Source organism: Streptomyces sp. NPDC001816 (assembly GCF_042892235.1).
In the GTDB taxonomy this organism is placed as follows: domain Bacteria; phylum Actinomycetota; class Actinomycetes; order Streptomycetales; family Streptomycetaceae; genus Streptomyces.
This window is the reverse complement of the sequence record NZ_JBIATY010000002.1, coordinates 1,048,029-1,069,741: the sequence shown is the minus strand read 5'-3', so window position 1 is coordinate 1,069,741 and position 21,713 is coordinate 1,048,029. Positions and strand designations below refer to the sequence as shown.

General features: G+C 67.7%; 21 protein-coding genes, 1 tRNA gene and 1 pseudogene. 9 read left to right on the top strand and 14 right to left on the bottom strand.

Going from position 1 to position 21,713, the window contains the following annotated elements; genetic code table 11:
• The first annotated feature begins 533 nt into the window (after positions 1-533).
• Together ACFYZZ_RS10960 and ACFYZZ_RS10955 are read left to right on the top strand one after the other, a co-directional pair.
• Positions 534-1,100 (top strand): hypothetical protein, encoded by a 567-nt coding sequence (locus ACFYZZ_RS10960; protein ID WP_389173629.1) that lies wholly within the window; start codon positions 534-536, stop codon positions 1,098-1,100.
• Positions 1,097-3,745 carry a Helicase associated domain protein gene (locus tag ACFYZZ_RS10955; RefSeq protein ID WP_389173628.1) on the top strand — a complete coding sequence of 883 codons (2,649 nt, stop codon included), beginning with the start codon at positions 1,097-1,099 and terminating at the stop codon, positions 3,743-3,745. Before ACFYZZ_RS10960 ends, ACFYZZ_RS10955 begins: the two co-directional genes overlap by 4 nt.
• A gap of 83 nt (positions 3,746-3,828) precedes the next feature.
• On the opposite strand, the gene ACFYZZ_RS10950 is transcribed toward ACFYZZ_RS10955, so the two are convergent.
• Positions 3,829-3,903: transfer RNA gene (locus tag ACFYZZ_RS10950), tRNA-Met, on the bottom strand.
• 279 nt (positions 3,904-4,182) lie between these two features.
• Between ACFYZZ_RS10950 and ACFYZZ_RS10945 the strand changes: the two genes are divergently transcribed.
• Positions 4,183-4,605, top strand: coding sequence for a hypothetical protein (locus ACFYZZ_RS10945; RefSeq protein ID WP_389173626.1), 423 nt, complete (start codon positions 4,183-4,185; stop codon positions 4,603-4,605).
• A 156-nt stretch (positions 4,606-4,761) separates the two neighbouring features.
• Here ACFYZZ_RS10945 and ACFYZZ_RS10940 read toward each other — a convergent pair whose 3' ends face one another.
• Positions 4,762-5,271: a nucleotidyltransferase domain-containing protein gene (locus tag ACFYZZ_RS10940; protein ID WP_389173625.1), complete on the bottom strand. Its 510-nt coding sequence runs from the start codon at positions 5,269-5,271 to the stop codon at positions 4,762-4,764.
• Positions 5,272-5,599: 328 nt separating this feature from the next.
• Positions 5,600-5,839, bottom strand: coding sequence for a nucleotidyltransferase domain-containing protein (locus ACFYZZ_RS10935; protein WP_389173623.1), 240 nt, complete (start codon positions 5,837-5,839; stop codon positions 5,600-5,602).
• Between the two features lie 206 nt (positions 5,840-6,045).
• Between ACFYZZ_RS10935 and ACFYZZ_RS10930 the strand changes: the two genes are divergently transcribed.
• A complete protein-coding gene (locus ACFYZZ_RS10930) occupies positions 6,046-6,543 on the top strand; it encodes a helicase associated domain-containing protein (protein WP_389173621.1) in 498 nt (165 codons plus the stop codon).
• Between the two features lie 120 nt (positions 6,544-6,663).
• Here ACFYZZ_RS10930 and ACFYZZ_RS10925 read toward each other — a convergent pair whose 3' ends face one another.
• Complete coding sequence (locus ACFYZZ_RS10925; RefSeq protein ID WP_389173619.1) at positions 6,664-9,228, bottom strand: NACHT domain-containing protein; 2,565 nt, start codon at positions 9,226-9,228, stop codon at positions 6,664-6,666.
• Between the two features lie 212 nt (positions 9,229-9,440).
• Here ACFYZZ_RS10925 and ACFYZZ_RS10920 point away from each other — a divergent pair, with 212 nt between their 5' ends.
• Both ACFYZZ_RS10920 and ACFYZZ_RS10915 read left to right on the top strand, forming a co-directional pair.
• Positions 9,441-9,578, top strand: coding sequence for a hypothetical protein (locus ACFYZZ_RS10920; protein ID WP_389173617.1), 138 nt, complete (start codon positions 9,441-9,443; stop codon positions 9,576-9,578).
• 17 nt (positions 9,579-9,595) lie between these two features.
• On the top strand, positions 9,596-9,817 hold the full coding sequence (locus ACFYZZ_RS10915) for a hypothetical protein (RefSeq protein ID WP_389173616.1): 222 nt from the start codon (positions 9,596-9,598) through the stop codon (positions 9,815-9,817).
• A 155-nt stretch (positions 9,818-9,972) separates the two neighbouring features.
• Here ACFYZZ_RS10915 and ACFYZZ_RS10910 read toward each other — a convergent pair whose 3' ends face one another.
• From ACFYZZ_RS10910 to ACFYZZ_RS10875, 8 genes and pseudogenes are all read right to left on the bottom strand, one after another.
• A complete protein-coding gene (locus ACFYZZ_RS10910) occupies positions 9,973-10,242 on the bottom strand; it encodes a hypothetical protein (RefSeq protein ID WP_389173614.1) in 270 nt (89 codons plus the stop codon).
• 46 nt (positions 10,243-10,288) lie between these two features.
• Positions 10,289-10,702, bottom strand: coding sequence for a hypothetical protein (locus ACFYZZ_RS10905; RefSeq protein WP_389173612.1), 414 nt, complete (start codon positions 10,700-10,702; stop codon positions 10,289-10,291).
• Positions 10,663-10,872 (bottom strand): hypothetical protein, encoded by a 210-nt coding sequence (locus ACFYZZ_RS10900; protein WP_389173610.1) that lies wholly within the window; start codon positions 10,870-10,872, stop codon positions 10,663-10,665. The genes ACFYZZ_RS10905 and ACFYZZ_RS10900 overlap by 40 nt, the downstream gene beginning before the upstream one ends.
• 26 nt (positions 10,873-10,898) lie before the next feature.
• Entirely contained in the window at positions 10,899-11,126 is a 228-nt protein-coding gene (locus tag ACFYZZ_RS10895) for a replication-relaxation family protein (RefSeq protein WP_389173609.1), read from the bottom strand.
• A gap of 190 nt (positions 11,127-11,316) precedes the next feature.
• Positions 11,317-11,787, bottom strand: a complete 471-nt coding sequence (locus ACFYZZ_RS10890) for a hypothetical protein (protein WP_389173607.1) — start codon at positions 11,785-11,787, stop codon at positions 11,317-11,319.
• Positions 11,788-11,951: 164 nt separating this feature from the next.
• Positions 11,952-12,578 (bottom strand): hypothetical protein, encoded by a 627-nt coding sequence (locus tag ACFYZZ_RS10885; protein WP_389173605.1) that lies wholly within the window; start codon positions 12,576-12,578, stop codon positions 11,952-11,954.
• 627 nt (positions 12,579-13,205) lie between these two features.
• On the bottom strand, positions 13,206-16,667 hold the full coding sequence (locus ACFYZZ_RS10880; protein WP_389173603.1) for a hypothetical protein: 3,462 nt from the start codon (positions 16,665-16,667) through the stop codon (positions 13,206-13,208).
• Positions 16,668-16,846: 179 nt separating this feature from the next.
• Positions 16,847-17,663, bottom strand: a pseudogene (locus tag ACFYZZ_RS10875) (DUF932 domain-containing protein).
• A gap of 409 nt (positions 17,664-18,072) precedes the next feature.
• Here ACFYZZ_RS10875 and ACFYZZ_RS10870 point away from each other — a divergent pair.
• Positions 18,073-18,570 carry a DinB family protein gene (locus tag ACFYZZ_RS10870; protein WP_389173602.1) on the top strand — a complete coding sequence of 166 codons (498 nt, stop codon included), beginning with the start codon at positions 18,073-18,075 and terminating at the stop codon, positions 18,568-18,570.
• A gap of 10 nt (positions 18,571-18,580) precedes the next feature.
• Here ACFYZZ_RS10870 and ACFYZZ_RS10865 read toward each other — a convergent pair whose 3' ends face one another.
• Complete coding sequence (locus ACFYZZ_RS10865; protein WP_389173600.1) at positions 18,581-19,201, bottom strand: TetR/AcrR family transcriptional regulator; 621 nt, start codon at positions 19,199-19,201, stop codon at positions 18,581-18,583.
• A 36-nt stretch (positions 19,202-19,237) separates the two neighbouring features.
• Between ACFYZZ_RS10865 and ACFYZZ_RS10860 the strand changes: the two genes are divergently transcribed.
• Together ACFYZZ_RS10860 and ACFYZZ_RS10855 are read left to right on the top strand one after the other, a co-directional pair.
• Complete coding sequence (locus tag ACFYZZ_RS10860) at positions 19,238-20,035, top strand: alpha/beta fold hydrolase (RefSeq protein ID WP_389173598.1); 798 nt, start codon at positions 19,238-19,240, stop codon at positions 20,033-20,035.
• Positions 20,035-21,039 (top strand): IS481 family transposase, encoded by a 1,005-nt coding sequence (locus tag ACFYZZ_RS10855; protein WP_389173597.1) that lies wholly within the window; start codon positions 20,035-20,037, stop codon positions 21,037-21,039. The genes ACFYZZ_RS10860 and ACFYZZ_RS10855 overlap by 1 nt, the downstream gene beginning before the upstream one ends.
• A 17-nt stretch (positions 21,040-21,056) precedes the next feature.
• Here the strand turns inward: ACFYZZ_RS10855 and ACFYZZ_RS10850 are convergent, their stop codons facing one another.
• Positions 21,057-21,452, bottom strand: coding sequence for a VOC family protein (locus ACFYZZ_RS10850; RefSeq protein WP_237510768.1), 396 nt, complete (start codon positions 21,450-21,452; stop codon positions 21,057-21,059).
• Positions 21,453-21,713: the final 261 nt, after the last annotated feature.

The window sequence follows — 21,713 nt, the reverse complement described above, 5'->3', positions numbered from 1 at the left end:
CCACCCGCTCAATTTGACCGCTGCGCGATCAAATTGATGGGCCGTCCGCTGCGCTCCCGGCCCTGCGGGACTTTGTCCCGTTGTCAGGCTTCCGCTTCGCTGCAGCCTGAGGGCGGGTGCGCTGCGCTCCCCCGCCTGGCGGTCCTTTCGGCTGCGCCTCCAGAACCGCTGGGCCCGCTAGCGCGGGCCAGGCTGGCTGCGGAAACAGGGGTCTGTGGGTCGGTGAACCTTCGAGGGAGTTGACGGGTGCTCAGACGTGAGCGTGGCGGGGCCTTGCCTGCCGGCTTCCTGGCGCCTGTCGGCCGGTCCACGCAGCGCACACCGACCACGGCGTAGGCGGTGTGGCTGACGCACGGCCCGCAGAAAGATGATGCGTTCGGTCTTCGGTGCGATGCCGGGCCGTGTACCCCGAGACGGATGGCCGTCATCAGGCGAGGGTGATCTCTTCGGGTGATTTTCGTGTGCTGTCTCTTGTTCTGATGCAGCATGTAGGATTGGAGATATTGAGGGACATGCGATGGGAAGGTGGGTGCGTGTTGATCTACGAGTACCTTCCGCATGAACTCGCCCGGCTGGGTGTGGTCTCGAAAGCATCGGGGCTCGATCGGTGTCAGGTGGCCACGCAGGTGCGCCTGGCCCAGGAGCGTGCCGGGAACGCGATCATGGCCCCGGCGGAACCTCACCATCTGAGTGAGCTGTTCATTGCAGAGCTGCGGCGCCTTCAGTGGGAGCGGATCTCCGGTCTGATGGAGTCGGATCGGATGCCTATGTACGTGTCCTCTCGTGACTTGCGTGCCGTCCGTTATGAAGAGCGGCGCTTGCGGAGGCTGGTGAAAGATATGGCAGAGGCTGAGCGGTCGGGTGTCGCCGCCCCGGAGGTCTCGCGGCATCGCGTCTTCCGGATCGACGCGCGGCCCGCCGGCGGATTCTGCCGCCCGGACATGCCGATCCCGGTCGTGCACCTGATGGCTGCATCGCCTGACGAAGCAGCCATCAGAGCGGGGGCGGTCCACGGCGGCAAGGGGGGTCTCTACGAGCGTGTGGGGTACCGGATCACTTCCGCCGAACAGGTCCTTCCTGAACCGGGAGAACTCTTTTGATTCAGCTCAGAGAACACCAGGTCGATCAAAAGTCGAGCTTCCGCAAGTGGGTCGGATTCCCTGCAAGATCGTCTGTGCCTCCGCAGGGTGCACGGGGCACGATCGTGTCAGCGACCGGATCGGGGAAGACGATCACCGCTGCCGCGTGCGCGCTGGAGTGCTTCTCAGGCGGCCGGATCCTCGTCACGGTCCCGACGCTGGACCTGCTCGTGCAGACCGCCCAGGCGTGGCGCCTGGTGGGCCACCGGGCCCCGATGGTCGCGGTGTGCTCGCTGGAGAACGATCCGGTGCTGAACGAGCTGGGGGTGCGCACCACCACCAACCCGATCCAACTCGCCCTGTGGGCCGGGCACGGGCCGGTCATCATGTTCGCCACATATGCCTCGCTGGTGGACCGCGAGGACATCGACGCACCGATGGGCCAGCGGAAGGTTCGCGGGCCGCTGGAGGCCGCTCTGGCGGGCGGGGAGCGGCTGTATGGCCAGCAGATGGCAGGCTTCGACCTCGCCATCGTGGATGAGGCCCACGGCACAGCGGGTGATCTTGGCAGGCCATGGGCGGCGATCCACGACAACGCCCGCATCCCGGCGGACTTCCGGCTCTACCTCACGGCGACCCCGCGCATCCTTGCCTCACCCCGGCCGCAGAAGGGCACGGAAGGCCAGGAACTAGAGCTCGCGTCGATGGGCCAGGACTCGCAGACCTACGGGCCGTGGCTGGCCGAACTAGGGCTCTCGGAGGCGATCGAGCGGGGCATCCTCGCCGGGTTCGAGATCGACGTGCTGGAGATCCGCGACCCCTCGCCGGTCCTCGGGGAGTCGGAGGAGGCGCGGCGGGGCCGGCGCCTCGCTCTCCTGCAGACGGCGCTCCTGGAGCACTCGGCGGCGTACAACCTGCGCACCGTGATGACCTTCCATCAAAAGGTGGAGGAGGCCGCAGCGTTCGCGGAGAAGATGCCCCAGACGGCAGCCAAGCTGTACGTCAACGACGCCTCCGGCGACGACCTGGCGAAGGCAGGGAAACTGCCGAAGTCGTCGATCGATGCGGAGTTCTACGAGCTGGAGGCCGACCGCCATGTCCCGCCGGACCGGGTGTGGGCGGCGTGGCTGTGCGGCGACCACGTCGTCAGCGAGCGGCGCGAGGTCCTGCGGCAATTCGCCAACGGGATCGACGCCAACAGCCGGCGGGTGCACCGGGCGTTCCTCGCCAGCTGTCGCGTCCTCGGGGAAGGCGTCGACATCACCGGCGAGCGGGGCGTGGAAGCCGTGTGCTTCGCCGACACCCGCGGCTCCCAGGTGGAGATCGTCCAGAACATCGGCCGCGCACTCAGGCTCAACAAGGACGGCTCCACCAAGGTCGCGCGGATCATCGTGCCGGTCTTCCTGGATCCCGGCGAGGACCCGACCGACATGGTCGCCAGCGCCTCGTTCCGCCCTCTTGTAGCCGTTTTGCAGGGCCTGCGCTCGCATGATGAACGACTCGTGGAACAGCTCGCCTCCCGTGCCCTCACCAGCGGACAGCGCAAGGTCCATGTCCGGCGCGATGAGGACGGGCGGATCGTCGGGGCCGGCGGCAAAGGCGACAGCGAGGACCAGGAGCAGGACGGCACCGACGCCGCTGCCGAGTCCGCGCTGCTCCACTTCTCCTCTCCCCGGGACGCCGCCACGATCGCGGCCTTCCTGCGCACGCGGGTGTACCGGCCGGAGTCGCTGGTGTGGCTCGAGGGCTACCAAGCCCTCATCCGCTGGCGGGCCGAGAACGAAATCACCGGCCTGTACGCCGTCCCGTACGACACGGAGACCGAAGTCGGCGTCACGAAGGACTTCCCGCTGGGGCGGTGGGTGCACCAGCAGCGCAAGGCGCTGCGGGCCGGGGAACTGGAGGAGCGGCGCAAGACCCTGCTGGACGCTCCCGAGGCCGGGATGGTCTGGGAGCCCGGCGAGGAGGCATGGGAGAGCAAGCTCGCCGCGCTCCGCTCCTACCACCGGGCCACCGGGCACCTCGCACCACGACAGGACACAGTCTGGGGCGAGGACGAAGCGATGGTGCCCATCGGGCAGCACATGGCCAACCTCCGCCGCAAAGGCGGCCTCGGGAAAGACCCGAAGCGGGCGGCGCAGCGCGCGAAGCAACTGGAGGCGATCGACCCGGACTGGAACTGCCCATGGCCACTCGACTGGCAACGCCACTACCGCGTCCTCGCGGACCTGGTCGACGCCGACGGCAGCCTGCCCGACATCGCCCCCGGCGTGATGATGGACGGTGACGACCTGGGCAAGTGGCTCACACGGCAACGGGAGGCGAGCACCTGGGCACAGCTGACCACCGAACAGCAGGAACGACTGACCATGCTGGGCTTCAAGCCCGCTGAGCCGCCGTCTCCCGCCCCGGCGGCCGGGCATGCGACGAAGGGCGCCGGGAAGGCGTCAGTGGCCTTCCAGCGAGGCATGCAAGCCCTCGCCCAATACATCACTCGCGAGGGCCACCACCGCGTCCCCAGGAGCCACACAGAGGAGATCATGGTGCTGGGCGAGGCTACGCCGGTCCGGCTGGGGGTGTTTATGAGTAACACCAAACAGCGGCGGGACAAGCTGGGTGACCCGCAGCGCGCCGCGCTCCGGGAGCTGGGCATCGAATGGGCCTGAGTTGGAGCCCTCGCCCAGCCCCAGGGTGCCAGCAGCCGATGAAAACGGGGGAAGGGCCCGGCTGCTGCCGGACCCTTCGCTCGTAGCGGGGGCGGGATTTGAACCACGCGACCTCTGGGTTATGAGCCCAGCGAGCTACCGAGCTGCTCCACCCCGCGTCGGTGACACCACCGTACCCGGCGCCCGCCACACCCGCAGCGAATTAACCGGGCCGCAAGCATCAGAGATGACATCATCTGACCAACCTGGCCTGCCGCGTGACAAAACCGCACATCAGCGCGAGTCCGGCGCCCCACCGACACTGCCCTGTGCCGGAGCACTGCATCGCTTCGTCCAGCCAACACCGACTGATCACGTCAGCTCAACCCGCCACCCTCCGTCCGGAAGAATGATCACGGGCACCGCGCTTCGGGAGCTGGGCGTGGATTGGGCATAGCGTGCGGACCAGCGTCGCACGAATCACATATTCCGATGCAAACTGCGACGTGTGGCGTTCTCGTTCAGCGGCTTGTGTTCTCCTCTCGGATCAGTCGTCGAAGGCTGGTTCGCGCTGCGACCAGGTCTGCTTCCAGGGTCGTGAGACGGGCTCGGAAGGCGTGGTTTTCGTGGGCGGTCTGCCGGAGTTGGTCTTCGAGCCGATGGTTGTCCCGGGTGAGTTCGTCGACGCATTGGGTCAGGTGCGTGTTGCCGAGGGCATCGAGTTGCTGTCCGAGCTGGTGCCTGATGGCCTGCCGCATCCGTTCTCTGTCTCCCGCAGGGTCCGGATCTCCTTCCTGGCCAGCTCGAGTTCTGCGCACAGTGCTGCGGAGGCGGCCCGTGTGTCGGCGGGTCGAAGGATGGTGGGCTGCTGGCGTTGCTGAGCGGCCTGGATATGCTCGCGGATGCCTTCGGCGTAGGTGTGTCAGCGGTCACGTAATTCCCCACGATCTGCATGATCAGCGTCACGTAATTCCCCACCCTCGTGGTCACGTGTCCCCATGGGGACGGCGGTCGTGGACGGGCATCCGGCGGGTCCGTCAGCATTGTTCGGGAAGGAGTTCGACGCCGAATCGCTGATGGAGGGCTGCCATGTCCCGCCGGTCCTCGTCGTCGAGTGTGTAGCCGGTGTGGCAGAGCACCTGCCCCCGGGCGGTGAGGCAGCGGACCGCTTCGCCGTTGATCGTTCCGGTGGCGTTGAACCAGGCCGCCTCGTAGACCCAGATCTCGCCGTTGTCCATGGTGTAGTCGCCGTTGCCCTCTTCGTCGAAGACGACCGGGTGGACGTCCACGCTCCTGCCGTCCTGGTCGCCGAGGACGAAACAGGAGGCGAGGCGGCCCTCGGTGACGGTGTATCCGAGCGGTCGAAGAGCGGCGACCAGGTCCTGGGCCTGGTCCACCCGGGCGATCAGGTCGACGTCCTTGTGCGGGCGGGTCTGCTCGCCGAGGAGGGCGTCGACGCCCCACCCACCGTCACCGAGCCAGACCTCGATGCCCGCGGTTTCGAGGGTCCTGATCACGGTCAGCGCGTCGGTGGCGTTCATCATCATGCGACTCAGTATCCCGATGGGTCGGTGCGGCCCATTGCCGCCGATCAGCGGTGTGAGCCGGAGGCTGGGCGACGGCGGCTTGGTAGCGGTAGGACTCGGTGCCGGTCTGGATGAGGGCCCCCGGTCGACTAACAAGCGGCGAGCAGATCGGCCAGAACGCCTGTCGGGTCGTGCAGCACGCGGGCGCCGTCGGTCACCACGCGGCGCGTCCCCGGATCGACGGGGTCCGTCCTCGCCCAGGCCGGAGAGCCGATGCCGACCTCGACCTCCAGGCCGGAGGCGGTGGAGTAGCGTCGTTCGGTGACCGGTCCCCACGCCTGGGTGCGGATCAGTTCGCCCAGGCGGCGTCGTCAAGGTATCGGGGCTCGTCCGTAGTGAGCAGGACGATGTCGATGTCGGAGTCGGGTCGTGCGGCGTTGCGAGCACATGATCCGACGAGGAGCAGACCGACGATGTCTTCACGGTCCCTCGCCCACCGTGTGATGTGAAAGATGACCCCGTCGACCTCAGCGATCCGCTCCGACGACAGCGCCGTCGAACTGCTTGCTGACTGGTCGTCACGACCCACAACCTTCTCCTGGTAAGTAGCTGACGCTGACTTGAGACAGCTTCTCAGGCCGGCGCCCCCTACCGACCGATGGGAACCATGACGGCGGCCGGGAACCGCGGAACCAGCGCCCACTGCCTGGGGAATTACGTGACGTTTGCCCTGAGGAATTACGTGACCGTTGACAACTGGAGAACATCGACCCGTCGTGGTGCCCGGCCTGGCCGGTGGAATGGCAACGCCGCTTCCACCTCACCCGCCAGCACCTCGAAGCCGACGGCACACTGCCGACCGCGCCAGGCGACGTCCTACACCAAGGCGAAGACCTCGGACGGTGGGTACACACCCAACGCCTCGGCTTCGACGAGCTCACCGCTGTGCAGCAATGGATGTGCGAACACATCCTCGGCATGACACCCGCTGGCGAGGACGAAAAGCCGAAACCGCGGCGTAGCCAAGCCGACAAATGGTCCCTCAACGTCGCAGCCGCCCGCCAGTACTACCAACGCGAAGGACACCTGCGCGTACCCAGAAAACACACCGAACAGATCATCGTGGGTGGCGGTGGCGAAGACGGTGACGGCCAGGACCGGGAGCAGCGGGAGGAGCGGGAGGAGCGGGAGATCAAGCTCGGAGCATGGATCAACAACCAACGCTCGCGGGCCGCGACGCTCACCACCGAGCGCATCGAGCAACTCTCCGCGATCGGCATGCGATGGACATAGCCGCGAACGGACGAGCCGCGAGGCCGGGCAGGGTGATCCTGTCCCGGCCCCGCTGTCGTCGGGGTCAGCCGTCCTGCTGTGCGGCCTTCCAGCGCTCGTGGCACGCGGCAGCGAACAGAGCTACTCGGCTGGGACCAGTCGGCGTAGCAACTTACGGCCCCCGGGTGTCAGGTTCGGGTCCTGGGCCAGCTCGTCGCGCACCACCATGGCTGACGGATGGCCGACCTTGGCCACGAAGTACACCGCCGCCACGCGCAGGTCTTCTTCCACGTCAGGATCGCGGGCGAAGCGCAGGAGGACCTCCGCCCCCCGTGGATCTCTGTTGAGCGCGGCCACATAGGCTGCGTTGATCCGTGTCTTGGCCGGACAGGCGGGATCATCGGCGATGGCGTTCAACCACGCGACGCCGTATGCCTCGTCGATCTCGACCACGGTAAGCGCCGCCTTGAACCAGAAGTCGCCCCCGGCCCGGGTGTCGATCCAGCTGGTGAGGAGGTCGAGGCCGCGTTGCCGGTGAAGCTTGCTGAGCTGCCATGCGATGCCGAGCCGGACGTCGGGGTCCAGCCCTGGATTGGACGCCAGGTCCACGATCAGGTCGAGGCCGCTGTCGTCGCCGTCGCGGAAAATCGCCGTCGCCGCCGCCACCTGGCCCTGCAGACTGGTCAGCCTCGGCGAGCGGGCCAGTTCCCGCAATGCCACCAGCCCCTCGGCCCGGCTCTCGGCGAAGGCGAGCAGCGCACTGGCCGCATCGACCCGGGAGTCGTCGATCGCCAGTGCGGCGAGAGCCTCGGCCATCGGCACAGAGTGCGGATCCAGCTGATTCACCGCGTCGATGTCGATCGAGGTCCCGAGCCGGGCCTGTCGACCGATCTTGATGTGCCGCTGGAGTTTCTCCACCGCTTGGGCCTGCACCTCGACCGGGAGGTAGGTGCCGAGCCGCTTTTGTGCGGCAAGGAACGTGCAGCCGCTGATGCCGGAAGATGACGGCAGCTCGCCGAGATCCGCCGCTGCGGCGTCAGTGAGCCGGTCCATGAGGAAGCCGAGGTAAGACATGTTCTCACCCTCGGCAGCCGCCCACATCCGCCGGCCCCAGCCGCCCACGGCGCGGTAACCAGGAGCGGGCCGCCACGGCCAGTGCCGGCGCCGGTGGCTGCCGAGGACGCGCCGCAGCTCCGCCAAGCCTCCCTCGCGTGGATCACCGAGAGTCCAGGCGGCCAAGAACTCCTCGTACGTGCGATGCGCGAACTCCAGCTCCGCCCCCTGCTGCTGGAGCACCCCGCTACGCCGGAAGCAGGCGATGAGCTGCTCTCTCCACCACTTGACCGGCACGGCGCCGCGCGGCTTGATGCAGTCCCGCTCCAGCAGGACGTCCAAAACCGGCCGGACGGGTCCGCTTCCCTGTCGGCGAGTGGCGGCCACCGTCGCCAGCAAGGCACGAACGTCCGCGGGCGGCAGCGTGCTCAGCTCGAGGACGTGCTTCTCCACTGCCGGGCTTTGCCAGGCCGGTGCCCTGGAGTCGCCTTGCTTGCCCGCGTGATGCTCCGGCAGGGTATCGGTGCGTGGCGTGGTCGCCATCAGCTCGGTGATGAACGCGTCGTAGATATCCCCGCGGGTGCTGCCCAGAGGCCGGTCGGGGTGGACCCGGTGCAATTCGCAGAGAATGGCACCGATCATGGGCAGCTTGACCAGGTCGTCGAGACGTGCCTCGGCGACCGCAGCCATGAGGCCGTCGACTTGATCCGGACCGAGCCACGCCGCAGCCAGCTCCCGGACGTCACCTGACTCGAACCGCAAGAGCTCTAAGCAGACGGGCGCCGCCTCCTTCAGATCGTTCTGCTCCTGCTTGGACAGGTATCGCGTGGTGACCACAAGGCGGTGGGTCTCTCGCCGTTCCGCGACCCACCGGACGATGTCCCGCAGCGCCTTACGGCGTGCCTGCGCGTTAGTGATCTCGTCGAGGCCGTCGAGCAGGACCAGCCAGTGAGAGCCGGGCGCCGGCGGGTCGGCGTAGAGCGGCGCCGCGAGCGGCTCTTGGCTGAGCAACGTGGCCGGAACGTAGACCGGCAGCGCGGCAGACCGGACTCCGTCCCTCCACTGGCGGCAGACGTCGAGCTCGTGACGTCGTAGAAGCGCGGTCTTTCCGCCACCAGGATCACCGAGCACCACCACGAGCGGCGCGGTGGTGAAGACGGCGGCGCTCGCCGGCTGGGCCGTCGAACGGTCGGCGGGCCGCCCTTCGTGCCAGCTCACCACCGACTGGGCAACGTAGGGTCCGGGAGCCTCTACGCGGCTGCAGACATCGGCGAGGTACGCCTCCAGCTGGGCGCGGCCCTCGTCCACGAGGGCCGTCTTACCGCCCCGCCTGCTCGTCTGGGTCGCGGACCGCGCCGCAGCCGCACGCTCGGCCCGATCTGCCTGAGCGCGCTCCACGAGGTTTCGCCAGAAAAGCTCGTCCGGCTTCTCTGCCGCCCAATCGGACCACAGCCGAACCAGTACCCACACCACGTCCGCGTTTTGAGGAACCTCGGCGTCCGCCGCCACTTTCGGGAGCCATTCACTGAGGTTTTGGGCCCGAAACGTGATCGAATAGGGCGGCTCGCTGAGCGCTTTTGCGATCGCGCGCTGCGAGAACGCCTTACCAGCCTTGCCTCTGCCCTTCTTCGCCCGATCTCTCAGCTTGCACATCTCGTCGTACAGCTTGAGGGCGTCCCCTGTGGCGATGAAGGCCTCCTCACTGTTGCCCGGGCCTGTCTGTGCCCGGTGCGGGCACTGCGGGCACGCCCGCCGACCAGCAGCTTAGGACGTCTTCATCCAATCCGCCCGCCTTTCCGGACGGGCAGCCAGTTCCTGCGGATTCTTGCTCCTGCCCCCGGCAACAGGCCGGGCACAGTTGGGAGTTGATCATGCAGCAGGGCAACAGCAGCACCGCTCGGCGGCTCGGTCGTGCCGCGATGTTCAGCGCCGTACGCGGTTTGGCCTCAACGGTGGGAAGTGCGTTCCTGGCCTTGATCACCTGGTCGATCCAGAGCCACTGAAGGAGGGGTCGAACACTGTGAACTGGGACCACATCAACCTCAGCCTCATCGGCTTCTTCGGAGCGGTTGGCCTGGGGCTGACACTGCTCCTTCAGACACTCAAGCAACTGCCCGAGATCATCGTTGCCATCCGCAAGACCGTGGATGCCGTCCGTCGCCGCGGGTCCGGGGAGCCGGAATCGGGTGACCTTCCTGGCCCGGAGCCGGACGAGCCCACTGAACCCGGTCAGCACGAGTAGCCGCCATCACAAAATCCGCAAGTCGTCCCGACCGTGGCGGTGCACGGTGACCTTCCGGCCGCCTGTACGGGAAGGGCGGTGCACAACGATCGGTGCCCTGGTCACGCCTCCCAGCGTGCCCTTGGCGGGATCGCGGGGCGCGTCGGCCGGGGCGGTCAGGGAGTGTCACCGGTCCAGTAGAAGCGGGCCGGGTCTCCGGGGCGCGGGTCATACATCGCCCGGCCGCCGACGCCAAACTGCCCCAGCTCTGTGGAGAGCGCGACGTCGGTGTCGACTTCATCCTGCGTCCAGCCGGTGATGTCGAGCAGCGGGCCGTCCAGCGGCCCGCCGACCAGCTCGGTAGCGCCCGTCTGGCCGCGGGCCGGGTGGTCATGGTCGCCACCGTAGACCCGGCGGCGCAGCAGCTGCTCGTCATCACGGTCCATCCGTTCAGCCTTGCAGCTGCCACCGACAACCCAGGGCCTGTCTGCGTCAGCTGCGGAAGCGCGAGAGCCAGGTGCCGCTGGCCTTCTGCTCGGGCTCGGTGTGCTCGGCTTGGCGTTCGGTGGTGATGGCCCGTGGGGTGCCCCATCCTGCGGGCTCGATGGCCTTCCACCGTTCGTCGGTAAACCGCGTGCCGCAGCCGGCGCACACCGGACGGCGGGCCTCCCGCTCGGCCCGCTGCTGCTCGGCCGCACGGCGCAGCTGCTCCTTGTACTCCCGCTCGCGGGCTTCGTAGTTGGCCTGTTGGCGGGCGTCGTGGGCTTCACGGCGGGGGTTGCCGATCGCCTCCAGGAGCGTCTGGTTCTCCGTGCGGCCGAAGCGCCGGAGGATCACCCCGGCCGGGCCGTGCTCCTTCAGCTGCTTCATGCCGGTGACCACGATGGGCAGCTTGCCGTCGTACATGTGGAAGCCGTCGTGGGCCGTGCCCTGCCGTGCCGTTCGGTCAGCTCAGCCAGCTGCGCGACGACCGTGTTGGGGGTGCGCAGGCCGACGCGGTTGAAGACGAGCAGCAGCAGCGGGTGCGGCTGATCGCCGTGCCGTCCGTCGGGCACCCACCAGCGGGTGCGCCACATCGGCCGCTCCTTGCCATCGGCGTCCTTCACCCTCCGTGGCAGAACCGCATGTACTTGTCGACCTTCGCCGCGAGTTCCTGCGCGGACTCGTAACAGTTGTCGATCTCCACGAACAGCAGCGGCACCCCGTCCTCGGGCTCGGTGATGACGATGTCCGCCTGGGCGCCGCCCTTGCCGGGGTTGGACCACGTGCCCGTCGCGGGCAGCGCCACCTCGGTCGCGTAGGAGGCGATGGTGCCCAACCCGTCCGGCACGTCGACCGCGTGGCTGCGTAGGTCATCTCCAAGGACGCTTGTTTGCGGCTTTCAGGAACGCTTCACGATCACCGACGTCCTGAATGTCGGTGAGAAATAGGAACACCCGCCACGGGAACGCGCGAGTGTTGTAGGGCGTATGGGGCTGGCACGACCGGACGGCCAGGACGCTGGCAGTGGTCGCCCTCAGTCAGCGGTTGTTGGGGCTCAGCAGCGTGGCGGCCGCGGCGATGAAGGCGACCGATGCTTCCTTGGCCGCATGCCGCCGGGCATCCAGCTCGGTCCGGTCGATGGCCTTGCGCAGCGCGTACGTGGCATCTGCGGCCTGCTGGGCGGGGCCGGCCAGCTCGGGGACCAGGACCTGAAGGCGGATGTGGGGCGCGGTGATTGCCGCCCGGGTGTCGTGGGACCTCGTCTGGGCCTCCAGTTGGTGCTCGGTGCCTGCCTCGGCCAGCGCCAGACGCTCCCGATGGAACATCGCCGAGCGGTGCGCGTCCAGGGCGGCCGCGAAGTCGGTGACGGCACCGAGCTGGTCCTGGCGGTGGCCGTCGGCGCGCTCCTCTGCGCGCGCGGTGCGTGCCGAACGGTGCTGGAGGAGTCCGGCGGTCAGGGCACCGGCGAGGGTACCGAGTACGGCAACAATCGAAGGCCATATGGACATCAGCTGTTGGGTCCTCTCGGGTAGTCGGTTTCAGTGGTGAGGTCGGCGGACAGCGAGGTACGCGGCGTCGCCAGCGATCGCGGGGTCACACCTGCGGCGCTCCGGACCTACCCTGACGGCCAGCTTGCGGATGGGGTCAGAGATTCTGGAGTCCGGAGCCATGATCACTTGCTCCGAGCCGACCAGCAGACGAGACGGCCGGAGGCAAGTACCGGCGCGCTCCCAGAATTCAGCGACAGGTCTTTTGCGGCTGACGGAGCGTTTCCAGCGGTGACCAACAAACGCTGATGGCTCCCGGCGGTAAAACCAACCGCGGCCTGCGCGGCGGCGAGGGCTTCGGCCGGCTCGCCATCGAGCAGGGCCGGGTCCGGCTTCGGGCGCATCAGCGCGAAGAGGGCGTCGTTGACCGCCATCGGGTGGGAGGCGCCGCTGCGGCCCGCGCCACGGGCCGGGCCGCCCATCTCCCCCACCGGCCGCCCCAGCTCGTAAGAGGCGGCCTTCAGGCCCATGGGCGTGAGGTTGCGCAGGGTGTCCCCGCCCGAGGTCCTCCCGCCGTTCTCCACCAGGCCGTGCTTGCGCAGATCGGAGAGCGCCCCGAGATGCGAGGCGGTGCGGGCCTGCTTCCGCTCCGAGGGCTTGGCCTTGTCGGTGTGCCGGTAGCTCATGTGCGGGGCTGAGATCTGCTGGATCTGTTCGACGGTCGCGACCTTCAGCACACCGAGCACGCGCAGCACGTCGCCGCGCAGGTTGTTCGTCGACCCCGCCGGGTTCGTCTTCCGCTTCCCCGCCATCAGCCCCGCCCCTTCCTCGCCTGTCGCGCACGGCCACCTGCCGGGCGCCGGCCGCATCCGGCCGCAGAGGGCATCCGGCCCCCGGACCCGATGATCTCCTCCTCCACGGACATCACTTGCAAGTTCAGGAGGAGAGAAGAGGGTCGTGACAACGCGGCACGCGCCCGAATCTGCGTGGTGACCTTGGCTTTCTCCGTCCTGCTCGATGCCGGGCACCAAAGTGGGTTCCACAGTGGCCTCCCAAGTGCGAACCGCAGGAGGCCGCGGCGGCTTGCCCGATGCTGGTCGGGCCCATGGCCGGGGCGGGCGCGCCGGCCGCCGGCCGGTGGTCGGTGCGTGGTCATCGCAGTGACTCCTTCGCTTCGGACCGCCCTTCGGTGGGCGGTGATCGAGCGAGCAGCGTGCACAAGACCCCCTTGTCCGCGGTCTGACGGCGGCCGGTAGCGAGCGTGGTCAAGGGAAAACGCGGCCGTGGTCGGGGCGGCGGCCTGGACAAGCTCTGGTCCGCTGCCCTGGCGCTGGTAACTGCAGTGCTCCATCAATCCCGCGTCTGGGATCAATCCCAGCGATAACCACGGTTCGATTTATCCCCGACGCCGCAATTGAGACCTGCGAACACCGGTGGGATCACTCCAGGTCCTCCCAGGTCCATGGAGCGGCGGGGCTTCCATCTGGCTCACGTCCGTACATGAACCGCTGCGCGTGGTTGATCATTTGGATGTACAAGTCGAAGTGTCCTGCGGCAGGGAGCCGCTCGACCAGGCGGGTGGCCTGTTCATGGGCCCCGACTTCTTGCAGTCTCACCCATAGTTCGTAGACGGCATGCGAGTCATGAAGGGCAGCGTGTGAGGCCGGATCGCGTGCCAATAACACGGTCATCTGCTGGTGGTAGCCCGACTCCGAAAGTCTCTTAAGCAACCAAGTTACGGCCTTCGGGTCCTCGAGCCCGGCGTACGGTGCGGTCCGCTCGGCGAGGGCTGCTGCTTCCTCTCGCGCAGCAACACGGGCCATTCGGTCCAGCAGGACGGACACAGCGCCCGTGCTGTCGGCGGCGATATGGCCGGCAGCCCCGGTCGCGACGACGGCGGCTAGTTCGCGGCATCCCGTCTCCCATAGCCTCGCCAGGAGGCTGGAAACGTCATACGGGTGGTGGAGGGCGAGGTGGGCGGCGGCTCGCTGGGCAAGAGCGGTGGCCTGCTCGTGTGCCTGGATATGCCACATGTGTTTCAGCAGCCGGGCTACGCCCTCCCAGTCGTCGGAGATGGGGTGGCGTGCGGCCCGTTCGGCTAGAGCAACGGCGTGGTCGTGAGCCCCCACCTCACACAGGTGCACCAGGAACCAGGCTACGGCGCTCGGCCTGTCGAGGTTGATGTGGGAAACAGCCCAGTCGGTGAGGGCCTCGATTTGCTCGTGGTATTGAAGCTTTCCCAACTCTTCTAGCAGGTCGCGCATCGCGAAAGGGTGGCGGAGGGCGACGTGAGGTTCTGGGTCATGCGCCAACAGCGTGGTGACCTGCTCAAGGACTCCACTTTTCCTCAGTCTCTCCTCCAGTGGGGACATGATGTGCGCGATGCCGACGATGATGTGGGTGGCGACCCGTACCTCGAGAGCTGCGGCCTGTTCATGCGCCCCAGCTTCCCTAAGCTTTTTCAGTAATTTGATTAAGGCGTAGTGATCGTCGAGGGTGACGTGGGCGGCCGGGTCATGCGCCAGCAACGCGGCGGTCTGCTCATAGGACTTGGACCTCAGCAGCCTGTCCAGCAACCAGGTGACGTCGGCCGGGTTGTCGAGGGCGCCTTGGGCGGCGGCCCGTTCGGCGAGCCTGGCAGCCTGCCTGTAGGCCCCCGACTTCTGCAGACTCTTCAGCATGAAGGATGCGGCACCTTTGCTGTCGAGAGGGGCGTAGCGTGCGGCACGTTCTGCGAGGGCCGCGGCCTGCTCGTAGGCTCCGACCTCTCGCATGCTCTCCAGGAGCCGGATCGCATCGTGCCGGTCGTCAAGAGGGGCGTGGCGTGCGGCACGTTCGGCTAGAGCGGCGGCCTGCTCATGGGCGGCGACCTCCGACAATGCCTTCAGCAGCCGACCTACTCCGTAGGCGTCGTCCACGGTGACGTGGGCGGCCGGGTCGCCTGTCAGAATCACAGCGACCTGTTCATGGCATCCGATCTCCCGCATCGTCTCCATTAGAAAGGCCACGCCGCTTGGGTCGTCGAGAGGGGCGTGGCGTGCGGCACGTTCGGCTAGAGCGGCGGCCTGCTCATGGGCGGCGACCTCCGACAATGCCTTCAGTAGCCGACCTACTGCGCGGGCGTCGTCCACGGTGACGTGGGCGGCCGGGTCGCGGGCGAGTAAGTCGGTGAACTGCTGGCTGGTCCCGACGTCCCAAAGCGCTGCCAGCAGCTGCACCACCGTGTCCGGCTCGTCGTCAAGGGAGACATGGTCCACGACCCACTGGGCTGGGCGGCGGTCGGTAGAACACAAGCGGTGGAGCTGTCGCAGCAGCTGCGCTGCGGCCCGGGGGTCACTGTGGACGGCGCGCTTGCGGAGTTGGGCGGCATCGCGGTGCAAGCCGCGTTGCGAAGCGGCGTTACTCAGCGCAGTTAGGTCGGCGGGGTGGGCATGGTTAGCTGCTGCGGTCCAGAAGTCGATCGGGGGGATCTGATCGGCGCGGTGGAGGCGGCCGTACTGGTCGAGGTAGTCGGCCAGCTGGTAATGCGGCCCGGGCATGTCCCGGGCCGGCTGCCCGGCAGCAAGGCTAGAGACGTCCGCCGAGCGGCGGTTGCGCCCGTTGCGCGGATTGCGAGGGGTGGTGGTCTTGACGGGGGTGAGAATGCCGGGGATGCCGTTGCATCCCTGGGTGACGTAGTCGAGGGCCTGGGCCAGCCACTCGTTGCCAGTGGCGTTCCACTCGGCCTCGGTGAGGTAGCCGGGGGCGGCGCCGGCCAGCCAGGCCAGCGAGATGTAGGGGGCGGCGCCGAGCCGGCGGACGTCCATGGCCGCGTGGATGACAGCCCGGGTGGCGCCCGTGGCGCTGTGGTAGCGGTCTGTCAGGACCGGTACTCCGGCCAAGTACTGGGTGATCTGGGCGGCGTGGGCGTATTCGGCAGCCTCCTTGAGCCGGGAATCGGTGCCGGCCGTTTCCGTGAGCGCGACTAGGTCGGCGTGAGTGAACGCCTCCGGCACGTCGATCTTGTGCCCGCTCAGCAGCTCCCGTGCCTGGGCATGCCGGTCCACGGTGGTGCGGGTGGTCAGACTCTGCCAGTGCCCGGGCCACAGCGTGGCCAGCACCAGCACGGGGCCTCGCGCCGGGTCGCGCAGCAGGTTCCGCAGGCCCGCGGCGACCTCTTCCCCGATCGGGTCCGGGCCCAGGTAGTGCTGGGCCTCGTTCAGCCACACCACGGTCCTAGGGGCGATGTCGGGCAGTTCGGCCAAGGCCGCATCGGGGCGGGTGGGGGTAATGGGATGCCACAGCCGCCAGGCGTCCGGCAGCTTCCTGGCGGCTTCCCACAGCGCGCGGGTCTTGCCCGTCGACGATCCCCCGACCAGGACCGCGATGCCGCTCTGCCCTGCCGCCGCGGTAGCGACCACTGTGTCCAGACGTGCGTCGAATTCCCGTGGGACGTAAGCCGGCAGGGCACCGAGCCGCTCGCGGCCGTCACCGGCGTGAAGGGCCCGGTGAACCTCCAGATCATCCAGCACTAGCCGGTCGTCGAACTCACCGATCGGTCGCCCCGCACCCCTGGCCATCCGTGCCGCGACCCAGAGCTCGCGCACTCGCCCAGCCAGATCCCGCTGATCCCACGCAGCACGGCGGGCCAGCACCACGGACACAGCAACCACATCGGCCTGGCCGGGCGGAAGGACCGGATCGCTGATGCAACGACGGACGGTATCCCGGCTCGGCGAACCCGGCAGACGGTCGTTCTTGGCGATGTCCGCGGCGATCTCATCCAGGCTCGGCGTGCCCGCCGCCAGGTACACCTCGTACAGCAGGTCCTTTAGCTCCTGCAGAGAGCTCGGCCATCCCACCCGCGCCCGCTCCAGCGCCCGCGGCCGCTTCACCGGACCGCCCCCCGTGTCGCGACTCATCGCACCATCATCCCCGGCGCCCGCGCCCGGCATGGGCTGAACAGCTCGACCAGCAGCTCCGGTTGGCGTCTTGGCGCAACTGAGAGTTGATCTTCGTGCGGGGTCGAACGTGGACAGCGAGCCAACCGGCGACCCACCCGCTGACCACAACATGTGGAGGTCCCATGTCCCGAACGCGCCTAACACGCCGCGAGCGCCTGGCCCTGGCTAGCGCCACCCTCGGCGGTGTCGTCTCCGGAACCGTCCGCGCCACCGTCACCTGGCTCCTGAACCAGCTCACCTCGTAGCCCAACGGCCACAGGCCTCATGCTGGGGTGTGCCGTGCGTCGCACAGGACACCCCATCCCCAGCCCCTGACGGCAACATGCCTCACCTGCCTGATCGCTTGTCCCCACTTGACCTGGGCGGACCCCCGATAACGCTAGATAACCAGGGAGGGGCCGAGCGCGGTCTCTTCGGCAGCAAATGTGCTCGAAGTACTGCACTCGGACGGCGAAGCGCTCGGTGCTGGCGCAGACGGGCCGCCACGGGGTGACGACGCACTGGAACTGCCCCTGCCCGGAGTGGTCGTTCATCACGGCCACGTACGGAACGATCACGACGTTGATGCCGTCAGCGTCGACAGTCACGGACTCCGGCAGGCGGATGGAGATGGCGCCCGCCCCGAATCACCCCCGCCGACTCCCACACCACATCGAAGCGCCCCACCAGCTCCTGAAGGAACTCGAAGCCCTGCCGGTTCTGGATCGGCTGGTATCGGCGGCCGACGACGCCGAGCGGCGCGCCGGTGTCCTCACGGACGGTGTGGAACTGGTCGGCGTGCTCGCGGAGTTCACCGCTCCACCGGTGCAACGCGGGCACAGTGGTGACGGTGAAGTCGAGACCGCCCTCGCTCAGCACGGTGTCGATGTCCGTGGTACCGCCGGGAATGACCTGGCCCAGCCCGTGCCAAGCCGGGGACGAGGCGTACAGGGCGATCGTGCCGCCGGCGCGCACATCGAGGCCATGGTTCGCGACGATCCCATCGATCTCACCCTGAGCGTTGCGGGACACGGTGAACACCTCACCCCGGTCCCAGCCGGCCAGAACCTCGTACCGGTCACCCCCGAGCAGACCTCGCGTCCCCGGGGCTGCCAGACCCGGGACGGGTGGGGCGAGGATGCGGCGCTCCACGGCCCCGTGCCGCGTCTCCCGGGCGCAAAGGGGGAAGCCGCTCCCAGGGCCGTGCACCACAGCGTCGGCCGACGGCGGGGCGGGGGCGGGAGCCCACCACAGGACGCATGCCAAGACCGGCCCCCACACTCCGAAGGCTCGAGCGAACCGCCGAGCGGCAGCCGGTCGTCGGCGGCGCAGGTCAGCCGCAGAGATCCCACTGCCGTGCGCCCCTCGCTGTCATGATGGCCCGATGGACAACCCGGAGAGGACCGAACCTCCGCGGGTGGCCGATGAGCACGCCACGCTGACCGGCTTCCTGCAGCGCCAGCGTGACACGCTGGCCATGGCATGTGCAGGGCTCACAGCCGAGCAGCTCAGGGAAAAAGCCGTGCAGCCCTCGGGCTTGTCACTGCTCGGCCTCGTCCGGCACATGGCCGACGTCGAGCGGACCTGGTTCCGCAACGTGTTGAACGGCGAGCACAGCGATGTGCACTGGCCCCGAAGCGACGGCGGCGCTTTCGCCGTCGACACCGCAGACCCGTCCGAGGCGTTCGCAATCTGGCACGAGGAGTGCGCCCGATCCCGCGACATCGTGGATGCCGCCCAATCCCCCGACGTCACCGCGCAGTACCGAGACGACATCTTCTCACTCCGCTACATCCTCACCCACATGATCGAGGAATACGCACGGCACAACGGCCACGCCGACCTCCTCCGCAAGCGCATCGACAAACTCGCCGAACACTAGTTGTTGCGGGTCAGGACGTTGGTGACGTGAGTTGTTGGCAGATCAGCTGGTGAGCAAGTTGCGCCGTCGCGAGCAGGTCCTCGCGAGCCGTGTCGACGTTGGATCGCACCGACAATCCGTGCCAGACGGATTGGATGAGCGCGGTCAGGACTGCTGCGTTGGTGCCCGCGGCTAGTTCCCCGTCCTGGATCGCTCGTTCGATGCGCACGAGGAGGGCCTGCTCGTTCGAGCTGTGCAGCTCGGCGATGTAGGCGCTGGTATCGAGCGTGCTCGTGCTGTCGGTCATCACGGCGCTGCTGATGAGACATCCGGGGTGCGTGTCGCTTGGCTGGGTGAACTCGTGGACCGAGTCGGTGAGGATGCGTTCGATGACCATCTGGATGTCGTTCTCGGCAACTGCCTGCTGGTAGATCTCGCGGTAACGCTCGGCGTAGGTCCGCACCGCTTCCTCGAACAGTCCGGCCTTGCTGCCGAAGGCGGCGTAGAGGCTGGAGGTGGAAAGCCCGAGGGCCGCGGTCAGGGTGCGGGTCGAGGTGCCGGAGTAGCCGCGTCGCCAGAAGAGGCGAGCGGCGTCAAGGACCGCACGGTCGCGGTCGAAGGCTCGGGGGCGTCCACGGTTGCGTTCGGTCACGCTTGCATTGTAGATCGTTCGCTCCATAATAGATTTATGGAGCGAACGATTCAGAAGAAGCTGTCGGTCGGCGGGGACAGCTGGGTCACGGTCGATGTGTACGGCGAGCCGGACACTCCGGGCCTCGTCGTCGTTCCGGGCGTGATGAGTGATGCGCATACGTGGCGCCGTGTTGCGGGCGCCATCGACGCTTGGCCCTCAGTGGTAGTCGTGAACCGTCGGGGACGTGCTTCCTCGGGGCCGTTGACCAACTCGTACTCGCTGCGGACAGAGGTTGAGGACCTCGGCGTGGTCCTTGACGAGTTCGACAGCGCGAGGGCTCTCTTCGGTTGGAGCTACGGCGGCATGATCACCTTGCTGGCCGCCAACGAGCGCCCGATTCCCCAGGTGATCGCCTATGAGCCGGTGATGCAGCCGTTCGGACGCCATGCGCTGCCGGACCTGAAGAACGCGGCGGAGACGGCGGACTGGGATCGCTGCGTCGAGATCGTCAATCGGCAGATCTCCGGCTTCTCCGCTGCGCATGTCGACGATCTTCGGACCGATCATGACGGTTGGGCGATCTTGCGCCGCTTGAGCGGACCGCTGTACGCCGAACTCAGCGCGCTCAACGCGGCGCCGCCTCCGGATGTGATGGCGCGACAGGCAGATCAAGTCGACCTGATCATCGGCCAGCGTAATCGCGGAACGGCCCCCTACGGAACGTCGTTCGACCTCGTGCGGCAGCACGTCGCGCATGCCGGAGTCCACGAACTCCCCGGCCAGGGTCACCTGGTCCACATTCAGGCGCCGGCAGAGCTGGGGCGCCTGCTCAACAACCTCGCCGCCATCTGATGGGCACCCATGCCAACGCACCCCTCTCCATTGAGGGCCGCAGGCGACTCGTCGAGCGATGCGTGTCACGTCCGATCGCCCACGTTGCTGCGGAGATGGGCATCTCCAGGGCATGCGCGTCCAAGTGGGCCAACCGGTACCGTCGTCATGGTGAGCTCGGCCTGCACGACCGGTCCTCCACACCCCACCGTCAACCCACAGCCACACCGGGCGAGGTAGTGGAGCGGATCGAGCAGATGCGCCGAACCCACAAGTGGTCCGCAGGACGAATCGCCTTCGAACTCAGCCAAACCGGGCCCACTGTGAGCCGTCGCACCGTCACCCGGCACCTCGCCCATCTCGGTCTGAGCAGACGCCGATTCATCGACCCCGACGGCCACACCACTCGGAAACCACGCACAATCACCGCTCGCCGGCCGGGACACATGGTGCACACCGACGTGAAGAAGGTCGGACGGATACCTGACGGCGGCGGATGGCGAGCCCACGGCCGAGACAGCGACCACTCCCGGGCAGTCAGCCGGAACAAAAAGAAGACCGGCCGTGGAGGGTACGTGTACCTACACTCCACAATCGACGGGCACACCCGCCTCGCCTACACCGAGCCCTTGCCGGATGAGAAAGCCTCGACGGCGATTGCATTCCTGCACCGAGCCAGGGCGTGGTTTGCCGCACACGGCATCACCCGCATCGAACGGCTCGTCACCGACAATGGTGCCTGCTACCGCGCCGACGCATTCACCCGCGCCCTACTCGGCTCACGGCACCAACGGATCCGACCGTACACGCCCCGGCACAACGGGAAAGTGGAACGGTACAACCGGAACCTGGCAGAAGAGTTCCTGTACGCGCACACCTGGACCTCCGAAACACAGCGAGCCCAGGCGCTGGCGGTGTGGAACATCCACTACAACTACCACCGACCCCACACCGCCCTCGACGGACAACCACCCGCGACAACACTCAGGCAGACCGTCACCAACGTCCTGGCCTCATACAGCTAACTCTTGGGAGTGATCATCTAATTGGATGGTGCCAGGGAGCGCACGACGTCGAACTCGTTGCCCTCGGGATCGGCCATGACCACCCAGCTCCGGCCAGGACCCTGGCCCACGTCCACCTTGGCGGCGCCAAGGCCAAGCAGCCTGGCCACCTCGTCGTCGGTACTGCCGTCGATCGGGCTGACGTCCAGGTGGAGCCGGTTCTTCACGGTCTTGCCCTCGGGCACCTGGATGAAGAGCAGGGTGGGCGGCATCTGGCGGGCCCGAACCTCCTCGACGGTCGGCTCCCAGGAACCGATCTCGACCTTGCCCTCGCTCCGGTCGATCACCTTGAAGCCCAGTACCGCGCACCAGAAGGCCGCGAGCCGCTCCGGATCGTGGCAATCGACAACCAACTCGGTGAACCTACTGGTCATTACTCCCCCAGACAGTGCGGACGGGGGCTCAGCCTACGGGGCCGTGCCACCCCTCCGGTCCGGAATCGCTACGACCACCAACCCTTGGAATCGATCATCTAGGTTGCGTTGTTTCCTGCCCCGCGACTTGGCCACCCGCCAGGCACCCGGACCCGTCCGCACGCGTGTTCACGAACGCGAGCACGGTCTCCACCGCTGGTGTGACGGTGCGCGGGCTGAGTCTGGGGGGATCCGGCAGGCAGTCCGGGACGGCGGCGCCGA

Coding starts and splice junctions, on each gene's coding strand:
- ACFYZZ_RS10940 (WP_389173625.1), bottom strand. CDS start 5,271: ATGATGATGAACGCCACCGACGCGCTGACCGTGATCAGGACCCTCGAA.
- ACFYZZ_RS10925 (WP_389173619.1), bottom strand. CDS start 9,228: ATGTGCAAGCTGAGAGATCGGGCGAAGAAGGGCAGAGGCAAGGCTGGT.
- ACFYZZ_RS10910 (WP_389173614.1), bottom strand. CDS start 10,242: ATGGACCGTGATGACGAGCAGCTGCTGCGCCGCCGGGTCTACGGTGGC.
- ACFYZZ_RS10905 (WP_389173612.1), bottom strand. CDS start 10,702: ATGTACGACGGCAAGCTGCCCATCGTGGTCACCGGCATGAAGCAGCTG.
- ACFYZZ_RS10900 (WP_389173610.1), bottom strand. CDS start 10,872: ATGTGGCGCACCCGCTGGTGGGTGCCCGACGGACGGCACGGCGATCAG.
- ACFYZZ_RS10890 (WP_389173607.1), bottom strand. CDS start 11,787: ATGTCCATATGGCCTTCGATTGTTGCCGTACTCGGTACCCTCGCCGGT.
- ACFYZZ_RS10885 (WP_389173605.1), bottom strand. CDS start 12,578: ATGGCGGGGAAGCGGAAGACGAACCCGGCGGGGTCGACGAACAACCTG.
- ACFYZZ_RS10880 (WP_389173603.1), bottom strand. CDS start 16,667: ATGAGTCGCGACACGGGGGGCGGTCCGGTGAAGCGGCCGCGGGCGCTG.
- ACFYZZ_RS10870 (WP_389173602.1), top strand. CDS start 18,073: ATGGACAACCCGGAGAGGACCGAACCTCCGCGGGTGGCCGATGAGCAC.
- ACFYZZ_RS10860 (WP_389173598.1), top strand. CDS start 19,238: ATGGAGCGAACGATTCAGAAGAAGCTGTCGGTCGGCGGGGACAGCTGG.
- ACFYZZ_RS10855 (WP_389173597.1), top strand. CDS start 20,035: ATGGGCACCCATGCCAACGCACCCCTCTCCATTGAGGGCCGCAGGCGA.
- ACFYZZ_RS10850 (WP_237510768.1), bottom strand. CDS start 21,452: ATGACCAGTAGGTTCACCGAGTTGGTTGTCGATTGCCACGATCCGGAG.